An 18,060-nucleotide genomic window follows, 5' to 3' on the forward strand; every position below is an offset into this window, starting at 1 on the left:
ATCAAATCTCATCACAGTATTTAAACAGTCTTAATTCTGCACTTTACATTTTATTGCTTTTGCTGGAGTAATATTGGTCGCTGAAACTAATTGAGTTGAATCAAAACCTTCAGTTTCCTCTATAAATAAATGATAGTCTTTAATTTGAATCGTTGCCTGTCCTTCATATTGGCAATAACCTTTTTTAATATTGTCTGGTAACTTAAAAGTCTTTTTTGCTGCATCAAAGTTGCTAAAGCAAAACCATACATCTCGTGTATCACCTTTTGGGCGTGGAATAAGTACAGCTGATGTTTTGTTGGGTTCAAAGCAAATACCATCGACCATATAATCCAAATATTCAGGGTCTAAATTACGTGAAAATTTTCCTGTTAAAGTGGCTAGTCCCTGATAATTTTTAAAACCAAACTCGGTGTTTTTGTATTTGAAGCTTTGTGCTTGTGCAAATACTGGCAATATCCCTAAGGCAATCACTAAAATTTTGTTCATCATCATCCTAATCTACATTTTATAAAGTATTAAATTTGCAGTAATTTTACCCAATCTCAACAAATAAAAGAACCACTTAGACATCTATGACAACAGCCTTTTACTCAATAGCTTGGCTTGTTCAATTTGCTGCGTGGCCACCATAAGCTTTGGATAATCGTCAGTAAGAGGATATTTTTCCTGATTTTAAGAGATTGGCGAAAAAATGATATGTGTGGAAAAGCAAGAACCGAATTCATTGCTTAACTCGATTCTCTATAAAATACTGTTAAGCTATTTTAGGACGAGACAAAAACAATGTGTTGAACCTATTTTTTTTCTGATTGTAAATTCAGTACGCATTGATCCAATTCACAATATTGTGATACTCGCCATCAATGAAGATTAAGCCACAAATCAGTACAACTTATGCTCAGCTTTAAAGTTTGTAAAATCCAACCGATTTTCTAAAGAAATCAAAGGTTCCACCTCTTGTAATGAATTTATACAACGCTGTGTAAGATGAATATATTCATTTGTTCCATTTCGCTTCCATTCAATTTCTTGTTCTAGTAAATCACGAACGACTTTTGCAGGACTTCCAAGAGCGAGCACATTTGCGGGTATAACAGCCTTGGCTTTAACTGTGCTATTGGCACCAATAATGGTATTTTCACCAATTTCAGCTTCATCAAGAATGACACTATTCATGCCAACCAAAACATTTTTGCCAATTGTACAGCCATGTAAAATAGCAGCATGACCGATATGCCCATACTCTTCGATTAAGGTAATACTTTTCGGAAAGCCATGAATTACGCAGTTATCTTGTACATTGGAATTTTTACAGACATGAATCTGTCCAAAATCAGCACGTAACGAAGCAAAAGGACCAATATAAACGCCCTCTTCAAGAATAACATCACCAATTAATACAGCAGTAGGATGTACAAATGCTTTAGGGTGTACGACTGGAATTACATTATCAATGGCATAACAAGGCATGTGAATAATCCATATTTTTCAAAGCTCAATTCATTTAAATAATTAAATGCGTTGGTGGGTTTAAGCGTCCATTTCCTCAACTTTTAAACCACCAAATCGCTTATAAAACATAGGATGTAAAGGTGGCATAAAACCTTCTGATGTGCGAGCAAACTGCATAAAGTACTCTTCCCCTGCAAAAACAACCAGTTGATAGAGGTTACTACTTAAGTTTCTCGCATTCAGCGATAACCAGTTTGAAGGTAATAATTCAAATGGTAAATTTGGATCTTTTAATAAAATTCGGCGGAATTGATGAATAAGCAAAATACGGATTTGAAATGCTTGTGCAGCATCCATATCATCTGAATTTTCCACAAGATTTAAGAACTCTCGAAAATCTTGGATAAATTTTTCATAACGTGAATGTAACTCAAGAATTGGCCAATTAACTTCCACCATTCGTTTTACCGTTGGATAAGATTCTTGCCACAGTTGCAAAGTTTCAGCTTTAAAAATTACCACTTGATCTGTCATGTTCTGACTGAGCAATAAATTCTGTAATTTCAATTTATCGCAACTTGGATAAGCCATTACATTACTTGCGATACTGGCAAAACCCAGCCACTCCAATTCTTTCTTTAAAATTTGTTTATTATCAATATCTAATGAACTGAGCAAGACCAAATCCCAACTTTGATCCCATTCTTTATGATTAAAATTATAAATTTTAGTATCTGCGAGTGTAAAACCGTTGAGACTACTTTCAGTCACACGGTAATAACTTGTACGACCAATCTTTTCAGACACTAACCAGCCATTTTGTACCAGTCTAAATACAGCAGTCCGTACCGAACGCTCATTGAGTCCAAAAACACTCATTAACTGAATCAAACTTGCAAGACTGATAATCCCACCGTGATGATGCACACAGTCACCAAAAACCGTCATGATCAGTGACGTTCCACTTAACATTTCTTTGGTAATAAAATCATCTATAGCAAGTTTTAATTTTGAATTCATAATGTTCGATAGGACCTTAATTTAACAATCTCAAATAACAACACTCAAATTAACCGAGGCTAAGCGTACTTGATGGATGTGTAACATGATTATTGTTGCGCAAATCAAATACACGCTGAGCCTTACCTTCTGAACGTGGCAATGCCCCTTCTGTCAAAATTTCAATGCTTACCGTAATTCCAACCATCGTTTTGATCTTAGTTTTGAGCTGAGTACACAGTTGTGCGTGTATTTCCTGAGGTATATCTTGACGCATTTCTGTACGGATGTGCAATCCATCCAGATGACCTTGTTTACAAATTTGAATCTCATAATTAGGAACCAATTCAGGGATTTGTAAAATTTGTTCTTCAATTTGAGATGGAAATACATTTACACCACGAATAATCATCATATCATCACTACGCCCAACAATTTTATCCATACGGCGCATTGTTCTTGCTGTGCCTGGCAATAAACGAGTCAAATCTCGGGTTCGGTAACGAATGACAGGCATGCCTTCTTTGGTAATCGTGGTAAAAACTAATTCGCCCAATTCACCATCAGCCAACACTTCGCCTGTTTCTGGATTGATAATTTCAGGATAAAAATGATCTTCCCAAATGGTTAAACCATCTTTAGTCTCTAGACACTCCATCGCCACACCGGGTCCCATCACTTCAGATAGGCCATAGATATCCAGTGCATCAATCCTTAAACGATCTTCAATTTCTTTACGCATCTCATTGGTCCACGGTTCCGCACCAAATATTCCGGTTTTAATGGAGCACTCTTTGGCAGTACCAAATCTTTTTTCCAATGCTTCAATGATATTTAAGCAATAGGATGGTGTCACCATAATTGCCGTGGGTTTAAAGTCATGAATTAATTGTACTTGCTTTTCAGTTTGACCACCTGACATAGGAATGACCGTTGCGCCTAAGCGCTCAACACCATAGTGCGCACCTAGACCACCAGTGAATAGTCCATAGCCATAAGACACTTGAATAATATCTTGATTACTTAAACCTGCAGCACGTAATGAACGCGCCACAACATCAGACCAAACTTGAATATCTTTTTGAGTATATCCCACGACAGTGGGTTGCCCCGTTGTACCTGACGAGGCATGTACTCTGACTATTTGCTGTTGTGGAACTGCAAACATGCCAAATGGATAATTTTCGCGTAAATCTTTTTTAGAGGTAAATGGAAATTTAGCTAGATCTGCTAAAGTTTTAAAATCATCAGGATGTACCCCAACTTCATCAAATTTCTGACGATAGACGGCACTATTTTGATAAGCATGTTGCAATGTTTGTTTTATACGTTCGAATTGAACATTGCGTAACTCATCAACCGATGCTTTTTCTAAATGTTCCAATGTATTGTTATTCATATTGTTACTCCCTGAACAGCCATCCTTTGGCTGTTTCTTAAAATCCTTGGTTTGGTCTTGCAGTGGCTGTTATGCGTCAAAATTTTCCAAAATAAGCGCAACACCTTGCCCAACACCCACACACATCGTACATAGTGCATATTTTCCATTACGGCGTTTCAATTCTTTCATTGCCGTGATCACCAAACGTGTACCACTCATACCCAATGGATGACCTAAGGCAATTGCTCCGCCATTGGGATTGACCCGTGCATCATCATCGTCCAGACCTAGCTCACGCATTACTGCAAGTGATTGTGCTGCAAATGCTTCATTCAGCTCAATGACATCCATTTGATCCAGACTTAAACATGTCTGTTTCAGCAGTTTTTGTACTGCTGGTACTGGACCAATTCCCATATATTTTGCTTCAACACCTGCACTCGTCATTGCAATAACTTTGGCAAGTGGTTTCAACTGATTTGCCGTTGCAAAAGCTTCACTGGTCAATAACACACAAGCGGCTCCATCATTTACCCCCGATGCATTTCCTGCTGTGACAGAACCATCTTGTTTGCGGAACGGCGCTTTTAATTTTGCCAAACTTTCCAGTGAGGTCTCTGCGCGTGGATGTTCGTCTTCAGTTATACGTGTCAGATTTTTTTTACGATCGATTATTTCTACAGCACATATTTCTTCTGCAAACACGCCATTAAGTTGCGCAGTTGCCGTTTTTTTCTGACTATTGAAAGCAAATAAATCCTGATCTTCACGGCTAATCTGATACTTTTCAGCAACGTTTTCTGCGGTTTCGGGCATGCTGTCCACCCCAAAATTTGCTTTAAATTTTGGATTGATAAAGCGCCAACCAATAGTTGTATCATAGATAGTTGGTGTTCGGCTAAAAGCTGTTTCTGGCTTGGACTGTACAAATGGCGCACGACTCATTGACTCAACACCACCTGCCAATACAAATTGTGCTTCACCTGACTTAATAGCACGTGCAGCCAAACCAATCGCATCTAATCCCGAAGCACATAAACGGTTTATCGTAATCGCAGGTACTGAGTCTGGTAGTCCCGCAAGTAATGATGCCATTCGAGCGACGTTACGATTATCCTCACCAGCTTGGTTGGCACAACCAAGGATAAGCTCATCTAACTGATCCCAAGCCAACGTAGGATGTTGTTGTTTTAAATATTGAATCGGCAAAGCAGCCAAATCATCTGTACGGATACTACTTAAAGCTCCTGCATAACGACCAATTGGAGTACGAATAGCATCACAAATAAACACTTGTTCCATTTTTTACTCCTTATCCTGCTTGTTTTAATTGTTGTGTTTGCTTTACGGGTAAAGCTGAAGCTGCAACTTTTTTTCTTAAATACAGACTTGGGCGATAGCGTTCTTCACCATAAACTTGATGTAAATTTTCTAAAATCATCAAAATCTGTTGTGCACCCAGTTGCGTCATCCATTGGAACGGACCTTGCGGATAATTCACTCCAAATCTCATGGCAGCATCAATATCGTGTTCTGTCGCGACATCATGCAAAACCGCCTCGCAAGCTTCATTGACTAACATTGCAATGCTTCGTATTACATATAACCCAGGATGATCTTTTGTCCAAATTACATGAACACCAATTGCAGCAAAGAATTGTGTCATTTTATCTTGATCTGCTTGGCAACATGCTGGAGATGCAGTCGCTGCAATTGCTTTAGCTTTGTTCCAATCTGCATGCCAATCCATCAGTACAACTTTTTGATGTGTATAAACAATATCGGCAGATTCGCCTTGCGTGAGTTGGAGATCAATATCATCAATTTGAATATAATTTTGTTGAGACACAACTTTGTTGATATTGAATGTCGTTTGATTTTTTAGGCGCTGAATAAAATCAGCTTGATTGGCCCATTCACCATAGATACTCACATTCATGTTCTGTGCGCTATCCTGAGTCATTTCAGGTAAGCGATATACTGGTGTTGGTTGTTCTTGATGATAATTATAGAAGCCTTGTTTATTTTTACGGCCCAAACAGCCTGCATCTACCAGTTGTTTTTGAATAAGAGAGGGGCGATAACGCGGCTCGTAAAAAAATTCCTGATAAACACTCTGTGTCACTGAAAAATTCACATCTTGACCAATTAAATCCGTCAACTCACATGGTCCCATCGCAAAGCGACCACATTCACGTAAAATGAAATCTAACTGTTCAGGCGTCGTCACATTTTCCTGTAAAGCACGGAAAGCTTCAGCATAATACGGACGAGCCACGCGGTTCACAATAAAACCGGGCGTAGATTTGGCTAAAACCGGTACTTTGTTCCATGTCTGCATCAGATTAAACAAAGCATCTGCATTCACTTTGGCAGTTTTTAAGCCTTGTACAATTTCAACTAGTTTCATTACTGGTGCAGGATTAAAAAAGTGTAATCCAATCACACGTTCAGGTTGCGGAATCACAGACGCTATTGCAGTTATTGAAATGGAGGAGGTATTAGAAGCAAAAATAGTCTGTTCTGAGCAAATCGCTGCAAGTTGTTGAAAAATGCTTTGTTTCACTTGTTTATTTTCCACCACGGCTTCAATAATTAATCCTGCTGCCGCAAGTTGCTGAATATCATCCACCACAGTTAAATTTGCCAATATACTGTCCACAAGGGCCTGTGTTATTTTTCCAGCTTGTACACGTTTATTCAGTTGTACTGTCAGCTGTGCAAGTGCTGCCTTGGCTGTATTGAGATCAAGGTCAAAGACCAGTGTTTGATGACCATTCATCGCAGCCAGTTGGGCAATCCCGATGCCCATCGTTCCTGCACCAATAACAGCGACATTTGCTTGCTGTAAATTGAATTGTTGCATGATTAGCATCCTTTAAATTCAGGGCTACGTTTTTGCATAAATGCTTGTACGCCTTCTTTATAATCGCTGGAACGACCGGCTAAACGCTGTAAGTCACGCTCTAAAATCAATTGATCATCAAGGCTATTGTCAGCAGCAGCATGGATTGCTTTTTTAATTAAAGACAAGCCATAGGTGGGTTGTGTTGCCAAATGCTCAGCCAATTTTTCCGCTTCAGCTTTGAGTTGTTCATCTGCAACACTTTGCCAAATCATGCCCAGTTGCTCTGCCTTTTCAGCGGGAATTTTATCGCCCAGCATTGCCAAACCCATTGCCTGTGCACGTCCAACCAAACGGGGTAAAAACCAAGTGCCTCCCGAGTCAGGCACCAAACCTAAGCGACAAAAGGCTTGAATAAATGATGCAGATTTTGCGGCAAGAACAATGTCACAGGCCAAGGCAATATTTGCACCTGCTCCAGCAGCCACACCATTTACCGCGCAAATCACGGGCTTCTGCATTTCTGTAATCAGTTTGATTAATGGGTTGTAATATTTTTCAATCGATACCCCCAAATCAGGTGCGTCTGCATTGGGATCAACCACTCGATCAGCTAAATCCTGCCCTGCACAAAAACCACGACCTTCGGCTGAAATCACCACCGCGCGAATATTTGAATCTTTGGCCCAGGCCTTTAACGTTTGTGATACTTCATGATGCATCGTTTCATTAAAACTATTCAGTTGCTTTGGCCGATTAAAAGTTAAGTAACCAACTGCATTTTTTTCTTCAACAATTATGGTTTGGTAATCCATCACACACCTCTAAATTCTGGTTTTCTTTTTTCAAAAAATGCATCAATACCTTCCTTACGGTCTTGAGTTGCCGTAAGCCAGACAAAATGCTGACGTTCTTGCTTCAAGCCTTGGCTTAAAGTCACTTCATGGATGGATTTCAACGATTGTTTAATGACACGGATTGCCAATGGCGCTTGTTTGGCAATTTTTTCAGCCAGTTCAATTGCATATTGCACCGTCAGTGCGCTTGGGCAAATTTGGCTACTAATGCCATGTTGTAATGCAAGCACTGCAGAAATACGTTCCCCAGTCATTGCCCAACGCATGGCCAATTGCTGTCCGACCAAACGTGCTAAACGCTGTGTACCACCTGCACCAGGCAACATACCTAAACCGATTTCGGGTAAGGCAAATTGTGCATTTTCACCAGTCAGCACAATATCGCCATGCAAGGCGAGCTCAAAGCCTGCACCAAAGGCAAAGCCATTGATCGCCATAATGATTGGTTTTGAAAACTCATCAATGTGTTTCCATAGTAACGGACGTTGATCTTGCTGGATTGTCACCACATCGAGGGCTGCCAATTCTTTTAGATCAGCACCCGCTGCAAAACATGTTTCATTACCAGTAATCACAACGGTTTTAATACTTTGGTCCCGCTCTAAATCTTGCAACACATCCACAAGTTGTTTTAAGGTGGCATTATTTAACGCATTATGTTTTTCTGGGCGATTTAACTCGATAAGCATCACGCCTGTTTTCACTAAACTGGTTTTTAAGAAATCCATCTCTTTGCTCCAATGTTATTCCGTTTTATTCATCAAAACTCAAACGCACATTTGGAGTCGTTGGCAATGCTTGACAGCTGAGTACATAACCTTTTGCAAGTTCTTCAGGTTCAAGACTATAGTTAATTGCCATCTCGACCTTGCCTTCAAGTACTTTGCATTTACAGGTTGCGCACACGCCACCTTTGCATGCATAAGGTAAATCGGCACCGGCACGTAATGCAGCATCTAGAATACTGTCATCTTCTTTGGCGACTTCAATGATCAACTCACGCCCATCCAGCACAATATTGACTTTTTCTTCATTACGATTGCCAATGTGCTGCGCTGTGGCTTTTTTCACAGCTCCAGTATTAAAACGTTCAGTATGAATTTTGCTGCGTTCAATGCCAAATTCAGGTAAAACCGTTTCGACGGCCTCCATCATTTCACTGGGACCACAGGCAAAACAATGATCAAATTCTGCATGAATCAGATTTGCTTTAAATAACAATTGCAGTTTTTCAGCATCAATCCGACCATTAAATAAAGCACTGTCATTCATTTCACGAGAGAAGACATTGATCAATTGAAAACGCTCTTTAAAACGATCTTTTAAATCCATGATTTGCTCAGCAAACATGGTTTGTTTCCAAGTACGATTGCCATAAATCAGAGTAAAACTGGCAGCTTGTTGCTGTAATAACACTGTTTTTATAATGGATAAAATTGGGGTAATTCCACTGCCTGCGGCAAATCCTAAGTAGTTCTTTCCTCCAGTTTTGGCAACTTTTTGAAAAAAAATCCCTTGCGGAGGCATTACTTCAAGTTGATCACCGGCTTTTAAATTGTCATTTGCCCAAGTTGAAAATTGACCTTGATCAATTTTTTTAATCGCGATACTCATATCTTCTTGAACATCGCTACAAATCGAATAACAACGACGAATTTCACCACTTTCTGTTAAATGGCGAATGGTTAAATGTTGTCCTGGTTGATACTGAAAGCGCTGTTGTTGTTCTGGGGTAAGATCAAACGCAATACAAATCGCCTGCTCAGTTTGAGGCGTAATTGATTTTATGGTTAATGGTACAAATTGACTCATGTGAAAATCCCTCTTTCATTTTAACTTTTCAAACTGTTGAACAATGTTCAACTTAAATGCATTTGAAATAGTCAAATGGTTCTAAGCAGTCTTGGCATTGATATAAGGCTTTACATGCAGTAGAACTAAATTCGCTTAATAATTTGCTGTTTATGCTGTGGCAATGTGGACATTCAATCCCATCGGTTAATGCGACATGCGTACCACAACTGTGTGCCTCGCCTTTTGGAGGTGCGATACCATATTGTTTCAGCTTGTCTTTGCCATTTTGGCTCATCCAATCGGTGGTCCAAGCTTCAGATAAATCCACCACAACTTGAATCGGTGTGAAACCTTTTGCAGTAAACGCGTGTACGATTTCATCTTTCAGCACGTCTGTTGCAGGGCAACCGCTATAGGTAGGTGTAAGTCGAACCACAATATTATTGTCCTGATTCAACTCCACCCCACGAATCATGCCTAAATCCACAACCGATAACACTGGAATTTCAGGATCAGAAATCTGTTGTAAAATATCCCAGCAATCATCGCTAAATTGTCGAATTAAATTCATGTGCTTCACTCCTTGTGAAAAGCTGAACTTACCAACTCATATTGGGATAAGTGCGTTGCATATATTGCAATTCAGCCAAAACGAAACCTAAATGTTCGGTATGCAGGCCTTGTTTTGCACCACTACGATAAGCCCCTGTTTCAGGTAAACTAAGCTCAAAACGTTGCAGTTCAACTGTTACGACATCCAGCCATTGCGCTTTTAAAGGTTCAATATTTGGAATTAAGCCTTCAGTCACCAAGCCTTGTTCTTCGGTGGTTAAGACAAATAATTCTTTGCTAAAACGCCACAGTTCGTTTAAACCTAATTTGGTTTTTGCATGTGCTTCGCTTGTTCCTAAACTTAAACGTTCCATCCAAGCGGTAGAAAAACGTAAGTGATATTTCACTTCACGTAATGATTTCAGCGCAAATGCAGCTAACGCTTTGTGTTGGCTATGGCTCAATGCAGCAAATAACAAATGATGATAATGATCCATTAACCACTGGCGTACCATGGTTTGTGCAAAGTCAGCATTGGGTTGTTCACATAACAATAAATTGCGATATTCACGTTCGTTACGGAAAAATGCCAATTGATCTTCGTCACGACCTAAGCCTTCCTCTTCACCCGCAAGACTTAACAATGTTCTGGCTTGACCTAGCAAATCCAAACCAATATTGGCTAATGCAATATCCAGCTCTAGCTCAGGCGCATGACCACACCATTCGGCCAAACGATGCGATAAAATCAGTTGGCTATCACCCAAATGCAATAGGAACTGTGAAAATACTAAATGACTCATCTTCGTCCCCCTTACATATGCTCAATGCCATCTGGAATATGGTAAAACGTCGGATGACGATATACCTTGTCTAATGCTGGATCAAAAAATTCATTTTTTTCATTAGGTTGAGATGAAGTAATCCATTCAGATTTCACCACCCAAATACTGATCCCTTCATTGCGACGGGTATAAACATCACGGGCATTCTGGAGTGCAATTTCTGCATCTGGCGCACGTAAACTCCCCACATGACGATGGCTTAAACCTTGTTTACTTCGTACAAAAACTTCAAATAGCGACCAGTTATTTTTATTGTCCATCATAAAATCCTTATTAAATTTGACTAAAACACTGAACTAAGCAACTTTGGCAGCAGCTTGTTGTTGCTTTTTTTGTGCATAGACCACAGCGGTATCACGTACCCATTTGCCACCTTCCCACGCTTTACGGCGTGCTTCGATACGTTCGTGATTACATGGGCCTTTACCTGCAAGAATGTCAAAAAATTCGTCCCAATTAATTTCACCAGACTGGTAATGTCCTGTTGCTTCATTAAAACGTAAGTCAGGATCTGGCACAGTCAAACCCAGCTGTAAAACTTGCGGTACCGTGTTATCCACAAATTTTTGACGGAGTGCGTCATTACTAAAGAGTTTAATTTTCCATTGCATGCTTTGCGCGCTGTTTGGAGAATTGTCATCACTCGGACCAAACATCATTTGTGCAGGCCACCAAAAACGATTCACTGCATCTTGTGCCAATTGTTTTTGCTCAGGTGTCCCATTTGCCAACTGCATCATGGCTTCAAAGCCTTGGCGTTGATGGAAACTTTCTTCTTTACATACACGCACCATGGCACGTGCATAGGGACCATAAGAGGTACGACATAACGCAACTTGATTGACAATTGCCGCACCATCAACCAACCAGCCAATGGCAGCAACATCGGCCCAAGTTAAGGTTGGATAATTAAAAATTGATGAATACTTCATCTGCCCAGCAATGAGTTTATCCATCATGTCATCACGATCGGCACCCAAAGTTTCAGCCGCACTATATAAATACAATGCATGCCCTGCTTCATCTTGAACTTTAGCAAGTAAAACAGCTTTACGTTTTAAGCTTGGTGCACGCGTGATCCAATTGCCCTCAGGTAACATTCCCACAACTTCTGAGTGTGCATGTTGTCCAATCTGGCGAATTAAAGTTTTACGATATGCATCTGGCATCCAATCTTTAGGTTCAATCGAAATATCCTTTTCGAGAGATTGATCGAAATCTTGTTGATGATTATTCATTGTGTCCTCACTTATCCCAAGTGTTATGCTATTTAAATTAAAACGATACAAATAAAAAATCAATACATATTTTTATGTATCATAATTATTTTAAAATTTACTTTTCCAAATAACTGTTTTAATTAAAATTATTTTTATTATATTTTTAATATCACAATATTCAGCTAAAAAAATTTGACATTTTAAAATTTAAAAGACAAATTATGAGTCATTAAAAATAGAAAACCATCTAAAACGTATCACAAAAGGAGTTTGAGTAATGCTTGATTTAGATACGGCAATACCCCATACGGAACCCGATGAAATGACCACAAAATCAACCACGCAGCCTGCGATTAAAACATTAAGCTCTTTGGTTTATGGACAAGAATATATCGCTCAGCAAGACTTCCGTACTGTCTATCATGCGATAACAGGTGAAGCCATGTATCAAGTGAGTAGTCAAGGAATCAACACGCAAGCCATTGTTGATTATGCAAAACAAAAAGGTGCTGCACTTGCATCACTGACTTTTCATCAACGTGCCAATGCATTAAAACAAGTCGCTCAATATTTGCTGGAACGCAAAGAAAGCTATTATGAACTTGCCAAAGCAACAGGTTGTACCCGTAAAGATGCTTGGATTGATATCGAGGGTGGAATCGGAACTTTATTCGCCTATTCGAGTTTAGTTCGTCGTGAACTCAGCGATGAAACCGCCTTGGTTGAAGATGCTTGGATTCCGCTGTCTAAAAACGGTACCTTTGGCGCAAAGCATATTCTTAGCCCAAAGGCTGGTGTCGCTGTGCATATTGATGCTTTTAATTTTCCAATTTGGGGAATGTTAGAAAAAATTGCTCCAACATTATTGGCGGGTGTGCCGTGTATCGTTAAACCAGCCACGGAAGGTGCAGAATTGACCCACGCTGTTGTCAAAGACATTTTGGCTAGTAGCATCTTAGCAGAAGGTTCATTACAGCTTATCTGTGGTCAAACTTATGATTTATTCGAACATTTAAACCCTCAAGATACAGTAACGTTTACAGGTTCTGCATCCACTGGACAAAAATTACGCGCAACAGCGCATTTAAATCATTATTCAATTCCATTTACCATGGAAGCAGATTCTGTTAATAGTGCTATTTTGACTCAACACGCATCTACGGAAACAACCGATCTATTTGTACGAGAAGTCTTTCGTGAAATGACCACAAAAGCCGGGCAAAAATGTACTGCAATCCGTCGTGCCTTTGTTCCCGTAGAGTTACTTGAAACAGTACAAACACGGTTAATCGCAAAATTAAAAAATGTGGTCGTGGGCAACCCTGAACGTGAAAATGTCACCATGGGGGCATTAGCCAGTGTAAAACAAAAACATGATGTGGCTGAAAAAGTAGAGCAACTCAATCAAGAGGCTGAAATTGTATTTGGTAGCCACCTCCGTCAAGATTTCACCATTCAAGCTGAAAATCCTGAACAAGGTGCATTTTATCCACCGACTGTTTTAGTCTGTAAAAATCCAAGCCAAGCCACGGCCATTCATCAAATAGAAGCTTTTGGTCCAGTTGTTACTTTAATGCCTTATGCAAACCTTCAAGAGCTGGCTGATTTAGTTGCAAGGGGTGAAGGTAGTTTAGTTGCTTCTGTGGTGCGCAATGCGGATGAAAATGTAGAGCAGATCATTGCCAAAATTGCACCTTGGCATGGTCGTGTACATATCCTAGATAGTGAAAATGCCAAAGAAAGTACAGGTCATGGTTCGCCTCTTCCTTACTTAGTTCATGGTGGTCCAGGTCGTGCTGGTGGTGGTGAGGAATTAGGTGGTTTACGTGCGGTAAAACATTATATGCAACGCACAGCAATCCAAGGTTCACCCAAAGCCATGACACAAATTGGTCATAGTTGGACCATTGGTTCAGAGGTTTTTGAAGATCGAGTTCATCCCTTTAAAAAATCATTTGATGAATTACGTATCGGTGAACGCCTATTGACTGCTCGCCGTACTGTGACAGAAGCTGATATTGTCAATTTTGCTGGCTTAAGTGGAGATCACTTCTATGCACATATGGACAAAATTGCTGCGGCTGACTCAATATTTGGTGATCGTGTTGCGCATGGCTATTTTATCGTATCCGCCGCTGCAGGGTTATTTGTAGATGCAGCACCAGGCCCAGTGATTGCAAACTATGGAATGGACAATTTACGTTTTGTAGAGCCTGTTAAAATCGGAGATACCATTCAAGTCGAATTAACTTGTAAACAAAAAACTCCGAAGCCTTTACAAGACCCAAGCCAAAAAGCCCACGGCGTTGTTGTTTGGGACATTAAAGTAAAAAACCAGCGTCATGAATTAGTTGCCACTTACGATATTTTAACCTTAGTCAATCGCGACTAATTAAGCGTTTGTTTAAAACTAATTTTTATTGAATCAGCTCCCCTAAATTTCCAAAGTTAGCCTCAATCATTTGTGACGATAAAGCTTGGCTTTAGGGGAGTTTTTCAAACCTATACCAGAATAAATTACTCCAGAATAAATACTGAACAGATGCAATTTCAGTCAGCAATCTAGTCATTAATAAATCACATTGTTGGTCGTGATGATGTATTTGCCTAAAAAAGATGAAATTCATGGAATTACACGCGACCATAATAACTTGAGATGAGGTGATTGCTCACACGGATACAACGTTGATTGATAACACGACAGCACACATTACAGTTTAATCGATTGGATGACTGAGTGAGGATATAACTTATAAGGAGTTATATAAAACCTGATTCAACTTCGTCTGCAAAATCACATTTACCCAAATCAGTTTATTTGGGTTTTCTTGTTGCAAAAGACTTAATAAAAGACATTAAAAAGATACCAAAAATTATAATTTATTTAATTTAAGTATCAAATTATAATTAAAAATTAAAACCAAAACATCGATAAAACTCACAATTATTTGATTTAAAATATTTTAATATCATTATTTAAAATTTAAAACATTACCAATTTAAATTAAAAAGATACCTTTTTTATTTTATTTTAAAAATAGTGTATCCATTTAAAAAATATTCAAGCATAATTATTCGATTGATTCATGATGAGTCAATACGACAAGGATTTTGTTTCAATCAAAAAACCAAGAATAGATTGAAGCATAAGTGAAATACAAAAAGGAAAAGCTATGGAAAACTCTCAAGCAGAATTGCACGGCTCGACGCTTGCACTTCCCACTTCATCGGCATCACGTACTCGCAAAATTGCGATAGCAACGATTGTTGGGACCACCATAGAGTGGTATGACTATTTTATTTATGCCGCTGTAGCAGGCTTAGTTTTTAATCAACTGTTTTTTAAACCCGCAGGTCCAGCCTTTGCCACCCTGTTGGTTTTTGCATCTGTAGGGATCAGTTTTATTTTTCGGCCTTTTGGCGCATTTATCGCAGGTTATTTTGGCGATAAGTTTGGACGTAAAACCGTTCTAGCCGCTACATTAATCATGATGGGTGGAACCACAACTCTGATTGGCTTATTACCCACTTACGACAGCGTGGGTATCATTGCGCCTATCATTTTAATTTTACTGCGTATTTTACAAGGAATTTCCGCAGGGGGTGAATGGGGCGGCGCTGTATTGATGGCCGTTGAACATGCACCAACCCACAAACGTGGATTATTTAGCTCATTCCCACAACTCGGTGTTCCACTTGGTTTATTACTAGCATCACTGGTTTTAGTGATCATGACTGGCTATGTTTCACCAGGAGAAGAGTTTTTAGCATGGGGTTGGAGAATTCCATTTATATGCAGTATTTTTCTCTTTGCTTTAGGCTACTGGATTCGCCGTTCAGTTGAAGAAAGCCCTATTTTTGAGGAATTAAAGCAGAAAGGCACCACACAGAAACCGATCCGTGAACTTTTTGGACAGTATAAAAAAGTCATTTTTAGCTCAGCATTATTGATAGCTGGTACAACTGCGCTGGGCTACATGACTGCTGGTGGCTTTATTCAAAGCTTTACCACCAATCCAAATGGTCTGAATTTAGAGCGTCCAATCATTTTGACCTTGATCAGTATTTCTGCCGTTATTTGGACCTTCTTTACTTGGTTATCTGCAGTGCTTTCAGATAAATTTGGACGTAAACCAGTTTATATTTTCGGTTCATTGATTCAAATCATTACCGCTCTGATGCTTTTCCCACTGATCAGTACAGGCAACTATAGCTACATCATGTCAGGCTTAGCCCTATTATCAATGGGTATTGGAATCACCTATGGTGTACAAGCTGTCTTTTATTCTGAACTCTTCCCTGCTTCTATTCGCTTTTCGGGTATATCCATCACTTATGCGATTGGCTCGATCATTGGCGGTGCATTCGCGCCATTAATTGCAGCAGCATTAATTGGCAAAGTAAACGGCATTTATTTAGTCAGTGCATATTTAACCGTGATGTCTGTGATTGCTTTTTTAGCGATTTGTATTTTTAAAGACCGTACAGGTATTGCTTTAGAACCTGATGCTGAAGAAACCCAGAAAAAATCACCTTTCATCTGGAAATAAACTTAAGTCAAGGATGCCTTATGTTATTCAATACACCATTTACAAAGATTTTTACTACGCTCATATTCATTAATACTTGTGCTTTTACACAACTAGCGTTAGCCAAAGATGAATGGAAATTAACTTTAAAAAATGCCTATATTGATCGCAATTTTGATCAAGAAAATGTCAAAGATTCGGGGAGTTGGTCACAAGGCGTATCATTATTTTATCATTCACAATTTTATGACACCCCTATTGAAATTTTAGAACATCCTCTGCAAATTGGCGTTGATGGTTCAATGCAATATGCGGTACGTCTAAGCAATGACAAACATGTCAATGATACCGTATTGCCTTTTGACCCAGTCAAACAAGAACAAGCAGCAGACTATTTAAAATATGGGGGTACACTTAAACTTAAATATGATCAGGCAGAATTGAGAGTCGGTGAGTTATGGCTCAATTTACCCATGACCGCAATCGACACAAGCCGTCAGCTTTTAACGACTTATCAAGGTGTGAACTTAAAATTTCCAATTCAGGAAAAACTTAAAGTCGAACTTGGTCATGTGTCGAAAAATTCTCCTCGCAATGAGGAGGATTTTTATAAATTTTCTTATACGCAGAAAGGTATAAAACATTATTCAGATGGATTGGATTACCTGAATTTATCTTATGATGTAAATAAAGATTTTAATATCAATTATTACTATGGGCATTTAGAAAATTTATATGATAAACACTATTTAGGTGTGGAGCATCGATACCCAATTGCTGACAATATCGCCCTGCATTCAAAATTACGATATTTTAATTCGCAAGATAATAGCAGTGCTTTAGATATCGATAGCCAAAATGTAGGTTTATTGGAAACATTGAAACTGAACAATCACACTTTAGGTGTTGGTTATCAACGAATTATTGGGGACGCCTACCCTTTGCCTGATGGTTTTTTACCTGAGCTTTATTTTATTAACTGGAATGTCACAGGCTTTTTTAAAGAAAATGAAAAATCATGGCATTTTGTTTATGGTTATGACTTTAAAGATTACATCCTCGGTTTAAACAGCATTGCAAAGTACGCGGTTGGACGAGATATTAAAATGAGCAATGGTGATAAAAATAAAGAGTCCGAGCTTGATGTTCTGACCACCTATAATTTTCAGCAACCTGCGCTAAAAGGACTGTCTTTACAGCACTTATTTACACGTTACCAGCAAAATTATGGGAGTGATTTTACAGAAAATCGTTTCTTTATCAATTATCAATACAAATTCTAATCGTATCGAAATCGCTTCAATTTATGTCTGATGAATTTCATCAGGCATGGATGAGGAAAAAAGGTTTAGTTCTATACATCAACGTTAGAAATTGAAAGGGCTGGATTTAAAAATTAATTGAGCAACTTCTTCCTCGCTAGAAATAATGATTTTAAAGTATAAGCAGTTTAATTTTTTGTTCTATTTAACTGTGTTCTAATCAATTAAAACACTTCAAAATTTTACGTATATTCGTGAAGTTAAATGATTGCCAAAGCATGATTATTGTTAATATCCAATGTCAGTCTAATGACTTTTCAA

At 38.9% G+C, this 18,060-nt stretch carries 16 protein-coding genes; 3 read left to right on the forward strand and 13 right to left on the reverse strand.

Annotation, left to right across the window (positions count from 1 at the left end):
- Positions 1-30 precede the first annotated feature (30 nt).
- The 13 genes from ACZ5QH_RS17760 to paaA all read right to left on the reverse strand — a co-directional run bounded on the left by ACZ5QH_RS17760 (position 31) and on the right by paaA (position 11,966).
- Positions 31-489 (reverse strand): hypothetical protein, encoded by a 459-nt coding sequence (locus ACZ5QH_RS17760; protein WP_303577527.1) that lies wholly within the window; start codon positions 487-489, stop codon positions 31-33.
- Between the two features lie 396 nt (positions 490-885).
- Entirely contained in the window at positions 886-1,473 is a 588-nt protein-coding gene (locus ACZ5QH_RS17765; protein WP_303577528.1) for a gamma carbonic anhydrase family protein, read from the reverse strand.
- A 60-nt stretch (positions 1,474-1,533) separates the two neighbouring features.
- Positions 1,534-2,475, reverse strand: a complete 942-nt coding sequence (locus ACZ5QH_RS17770; protein ID WP_004717750.1) for a PaaX family transcriptional regulator — start codon at positions 2,473-2,475, stop codon at positions 1,534-1,536.
- A gap of 49 nt (positions 2,476-2,524) precedes the next feature.
- On the reverse strand, positions 2,525-3,853 hold the full coding sequence (paaK, locus tag ACZ5QH_RS17775; protein WP_105713456.1) for a phenylacetate--CoA ligase PaaK: 1,329 nt from the start codon (positions 3,851-3,853) through the stop codon (positions 2,525-2,527).
- Between the two features lie 69 nt (positions 3,854-3,922).
- A complete protein-coding gene (gene pcaF, locus ACZ5QH_RS17780; protein ID WP_303577529.1) occupies positions 3,923-5,137 on the reverse strand; it encodes a 3-oxoadipyl-CoA thiolase in 1,215 nt (404 codons plus the stop codon).
- Between the two features lie 10 nt (positions 5,138-5,147).
- Positions 5,148-6,701, reverse strand: coding sequence for a 3-hydroxyacyl-CoA dehydrogenase (locus ACZ5QH_RS17785; RefSeq protein WP_303577530.1), 1,554 nt, complete (start codon positions 6,699-6,701; stop codon positions 5,148-5,150).
- Positions 6,702-6,703: 2 nt separating this feature from the next.
- Positions 6,704-7,495, reverse strand: a complete 792-nt coding sequence (gene paaG / locus ACZ5QH_RS17790; protein WP_303577531.1) for a 2-(1,2-epoxy-1,2-dihydrophenyl)acetyl-CoA isomerase PaaG — start codon at positions 7,493-7,495, stop codon at positions 6,704-6,706.
- Positions 7,495-8,265: an enoyl-CoA hydratase-related protein gene (locus ACZ5QH_RS17795; RefSeq protein WP_303577532.1), complete on the reverse strand. Its 771-nt coding sequence runs from the start codon at positions 8,263-8,265 to the stop codon at positions 7,495-7,497. The genes paaG and ACZ5QH_RS17795 overlap by 1 nt, the downstream gene beginning before the upstream one ends.
- A gap of 25 nt (positions 8,266-8,290) precedes the next feature.
- Complete coding sequence (locus ACZ5QH_RS17800; protein ID WP_303577533.1) at positions 8,291-9,349, reverse strand: 2Fe-2S iron-sulfur cluster-binding protein; 1,059 nt, start codon at positions 9,347-9,349, stop codon at positions 8,291-8,293.
- A 52-nt stretch (positions 9,350-9,401) separates the two neighbouring features.
- Positions 9,402-9,902 carry a 1,2-phenylacetyl-CoA epoxidase subunit PaaD gene (paaD, locus tag ACZ5QH_RS17805; protein ID WP_209827587.1) on the reverse strand — a complete coding sequence of 167 codons (501 nt, stop codon included), beginning with the start codon at positions 9,900-9,902 and terminating at the stop codon, positions 9,402-9,404.
- A 28-nt stretch (positions 9,903-9,930) separates the two neighbouring features.
- Positions 9,931-10,686 carry a 1,2-phenylacetyl-CoA epoxidase subunit PaaC gene (gene paaC / locus ACZ5QH_RS17810; RefSeq protein WP_303577534.1) on the reverse strand — a complete coding sequence of 252 codons (756 nt, stop codon included), beginning with the start codon at positions 10,684-10,686 and terminating at the stop codon, positions 9,931-9,933.
- An 11-nt stretch (positions 10,687-10,697) separates the two neighbouring features.
- Positions 10,698-10,988 (reverse strand): 1,2-phenylacetyl-CoA epoxidase subunit PaaB, encoded by a 291-nt coding sequence (gene paaB / locus ACZ5QH_RS17815; RefSeq protein ID WP_004817294.1) that lies wholly within the window; start codon positions 10,986-10,988, stop codon positions 10,698-10,700.
- Positions 10,989-11,024: 36 nt separating this feature from the next.
- Entirely contained in the window at positions 11,025-11,966 is a 942-nt protein-coding gene (paaA, locus tag ACZ5QH_RS17820) for a 1,2-phenylacetyl-CoA epoxidase subunit PaaA (protein WP_151802502.1), read from the reverse strand.
- 304 nt (positions 11,967-12,270) lie between these two features.
- Between paaA and paaZ the strand changes: the two genes are divergently transcribed.
- The 3 genes from paaZ (at position 12,271) to ACZ5QH_RS17835 (ending at position 17,760) form a co-directional block, all read left to right on the forward strand.
- Positions 12,271-14,340, forward strand: coding sequence for a phenylacetic acid degradation bifunctional protein PaaZ (gene paaZ / locus ACZ5QH_RS17825; RefSeq protein WP_303577557.1), 2,070 nt, complete (start codon positions 12,271-12,273; stop codon positions 14,338-14,340).
- A 781-nt stretch (positions 14,341-15,121) separates the two neighbouring features.
- Positions 15,122-16,498, forward strand: a complete 1,377-nt coding sequence (locus ACZ5QH_RS17830) for an MFS transporter (RefSeq protein WP_303577535.1) — start codon at positions 15,122-15,124, stop codon at positions 16,496-16,498.
- 20 nt (positions 16,499-16,518) lie between these two features.
- Positions 16,519-17,760 carry an OprD family outer membrane porin gene (locus tag ACZ5QH_RS17835; protein WP_303577536.1) on the forward strand — a complete coding sequence of 414 codons (1,242 nt, stop codon included), beginning with the start codon at positions 16,519-16,521 and terminating at the stop codon, positions 17,758-17,760.
- Positions 17,761-18,060 lie beyond the last annotated feature (300 nt).

Source organism: Acinetobacter sp. Ac8 (genome assembly GCF_055392545.1).

Excerpts from the sequence above, each read along its gene's own strand:
- ACZ5QH_RS17760 (WP_303577527.1), bottom strand. The coding sequence starts at position 489 with ATGAACAAAATTTTAGTGATTGCCTTAGGGATATTGCCAGTATTTGCA.
- ACZ5QH_RS17765 (WP_303577528.1), bottom strand. The coding sequence starts at position 1,473 with ATGCCTTGTTATGCCATTGATAATGTAATTCCAGTCGTACACCCTAAA.
- ACZ5QH_RS17770 (WP_004717750.1), bottom strand. The coding sequence starts at position 2,475 with ATGAATTCAAAATTAAAACTTGCTATAGATGATTTTATTACCAAAGAA.
- paaK (WP_105713456.1), bottom strand. The coding sequence starts at position 3,853 with ATGAATAACAATACATTGGAACATTTAGAAAAAGCATCGGTTGATGAG.
- pcaF (WP_303577529.1), bottom strand. The coding sequence starts at position 5,137 with ATGGAACAAGTGTTTATTTGTGATGCTATTCGTACTCCAATTGGTCGT.
- ACZ5QH_RS17785 (WP_303577530.1), bottom strand. The coding sequence starts at position 6,701 with ATGCAACAATTCAATTTACAGCAAGCAAATGTCGCTGTTATTGGTGCA.
- paaG (WP_303577531.1), bottom strand. The coding sequence starts at position 7,495 with ATGGATTACCAAACCATAATTGTTGAAGAAAAAAATGCAGTTGGTTAC.
- ACZ5QH_RS17795 (WP_303577532.1), bottom strand. The coding sequence starts at position 8,265 with ATGGATTTCTTAAAAACCAGTTTAGTGAAAACAGGCGTGATGCTTATC.
- ACZ5QH_RS17800 (WP_303577533.1), bottom strand. The coding sequence starts at position 9,349 with ATGAGTCAATTTGTACCATTAACCATAAAATCAATTACGCCTCAAACT.
- paaD (WP_209827587.1), bottom strand. The coding sequence starts at position 9,902 with ATGAATTTAATTCGACAATTTAGCGATGATTGCTGGGATATTTTACAA.
- paaC (WP_303577534.1), bottom strand. The coding sequence starts at position 10,686 with ATGAGTCATTTAGTATTTTCACAGTTCCTATTGCATTTGGGTGATAGC.
- paaB (WP_004817294.1), bottom strand. The coding sequence starts at position 10,988 with ATGGACAATAAAAATAACTGGTCGCTATTTGAAGTTTTTGTACGAAGT.
- paaA (WP_151802502.1), bottom strand. The coding sequence starts at position 11,966 with ATGAATAATCATCAACAAGATTTCGATCAATCTCTCGAAAAGGATATT.
- paaZ (WP_303577557.1), top strand. The coding sequence starts at position 12,271 with ATGACCACAAAATCAACCACGCAGCCTGCGATTAAAACATTAAGCTCT.
- ACZ5QH_RS17830 (WP_303577535.1), top strand. The coding sequence starts at position 15,122 with ATGGAAAACTCTCAAGCAGAATTGCACGGCTCGACGCTTGCACTTCCC.
- ACZ5QH_RS17835 (WP_303577536.1), top strand. The coding sequence starts at position 16,519 with ATGTTATTCAATACACCATTTACAAAGATTTTTACTACGCTCATATTC.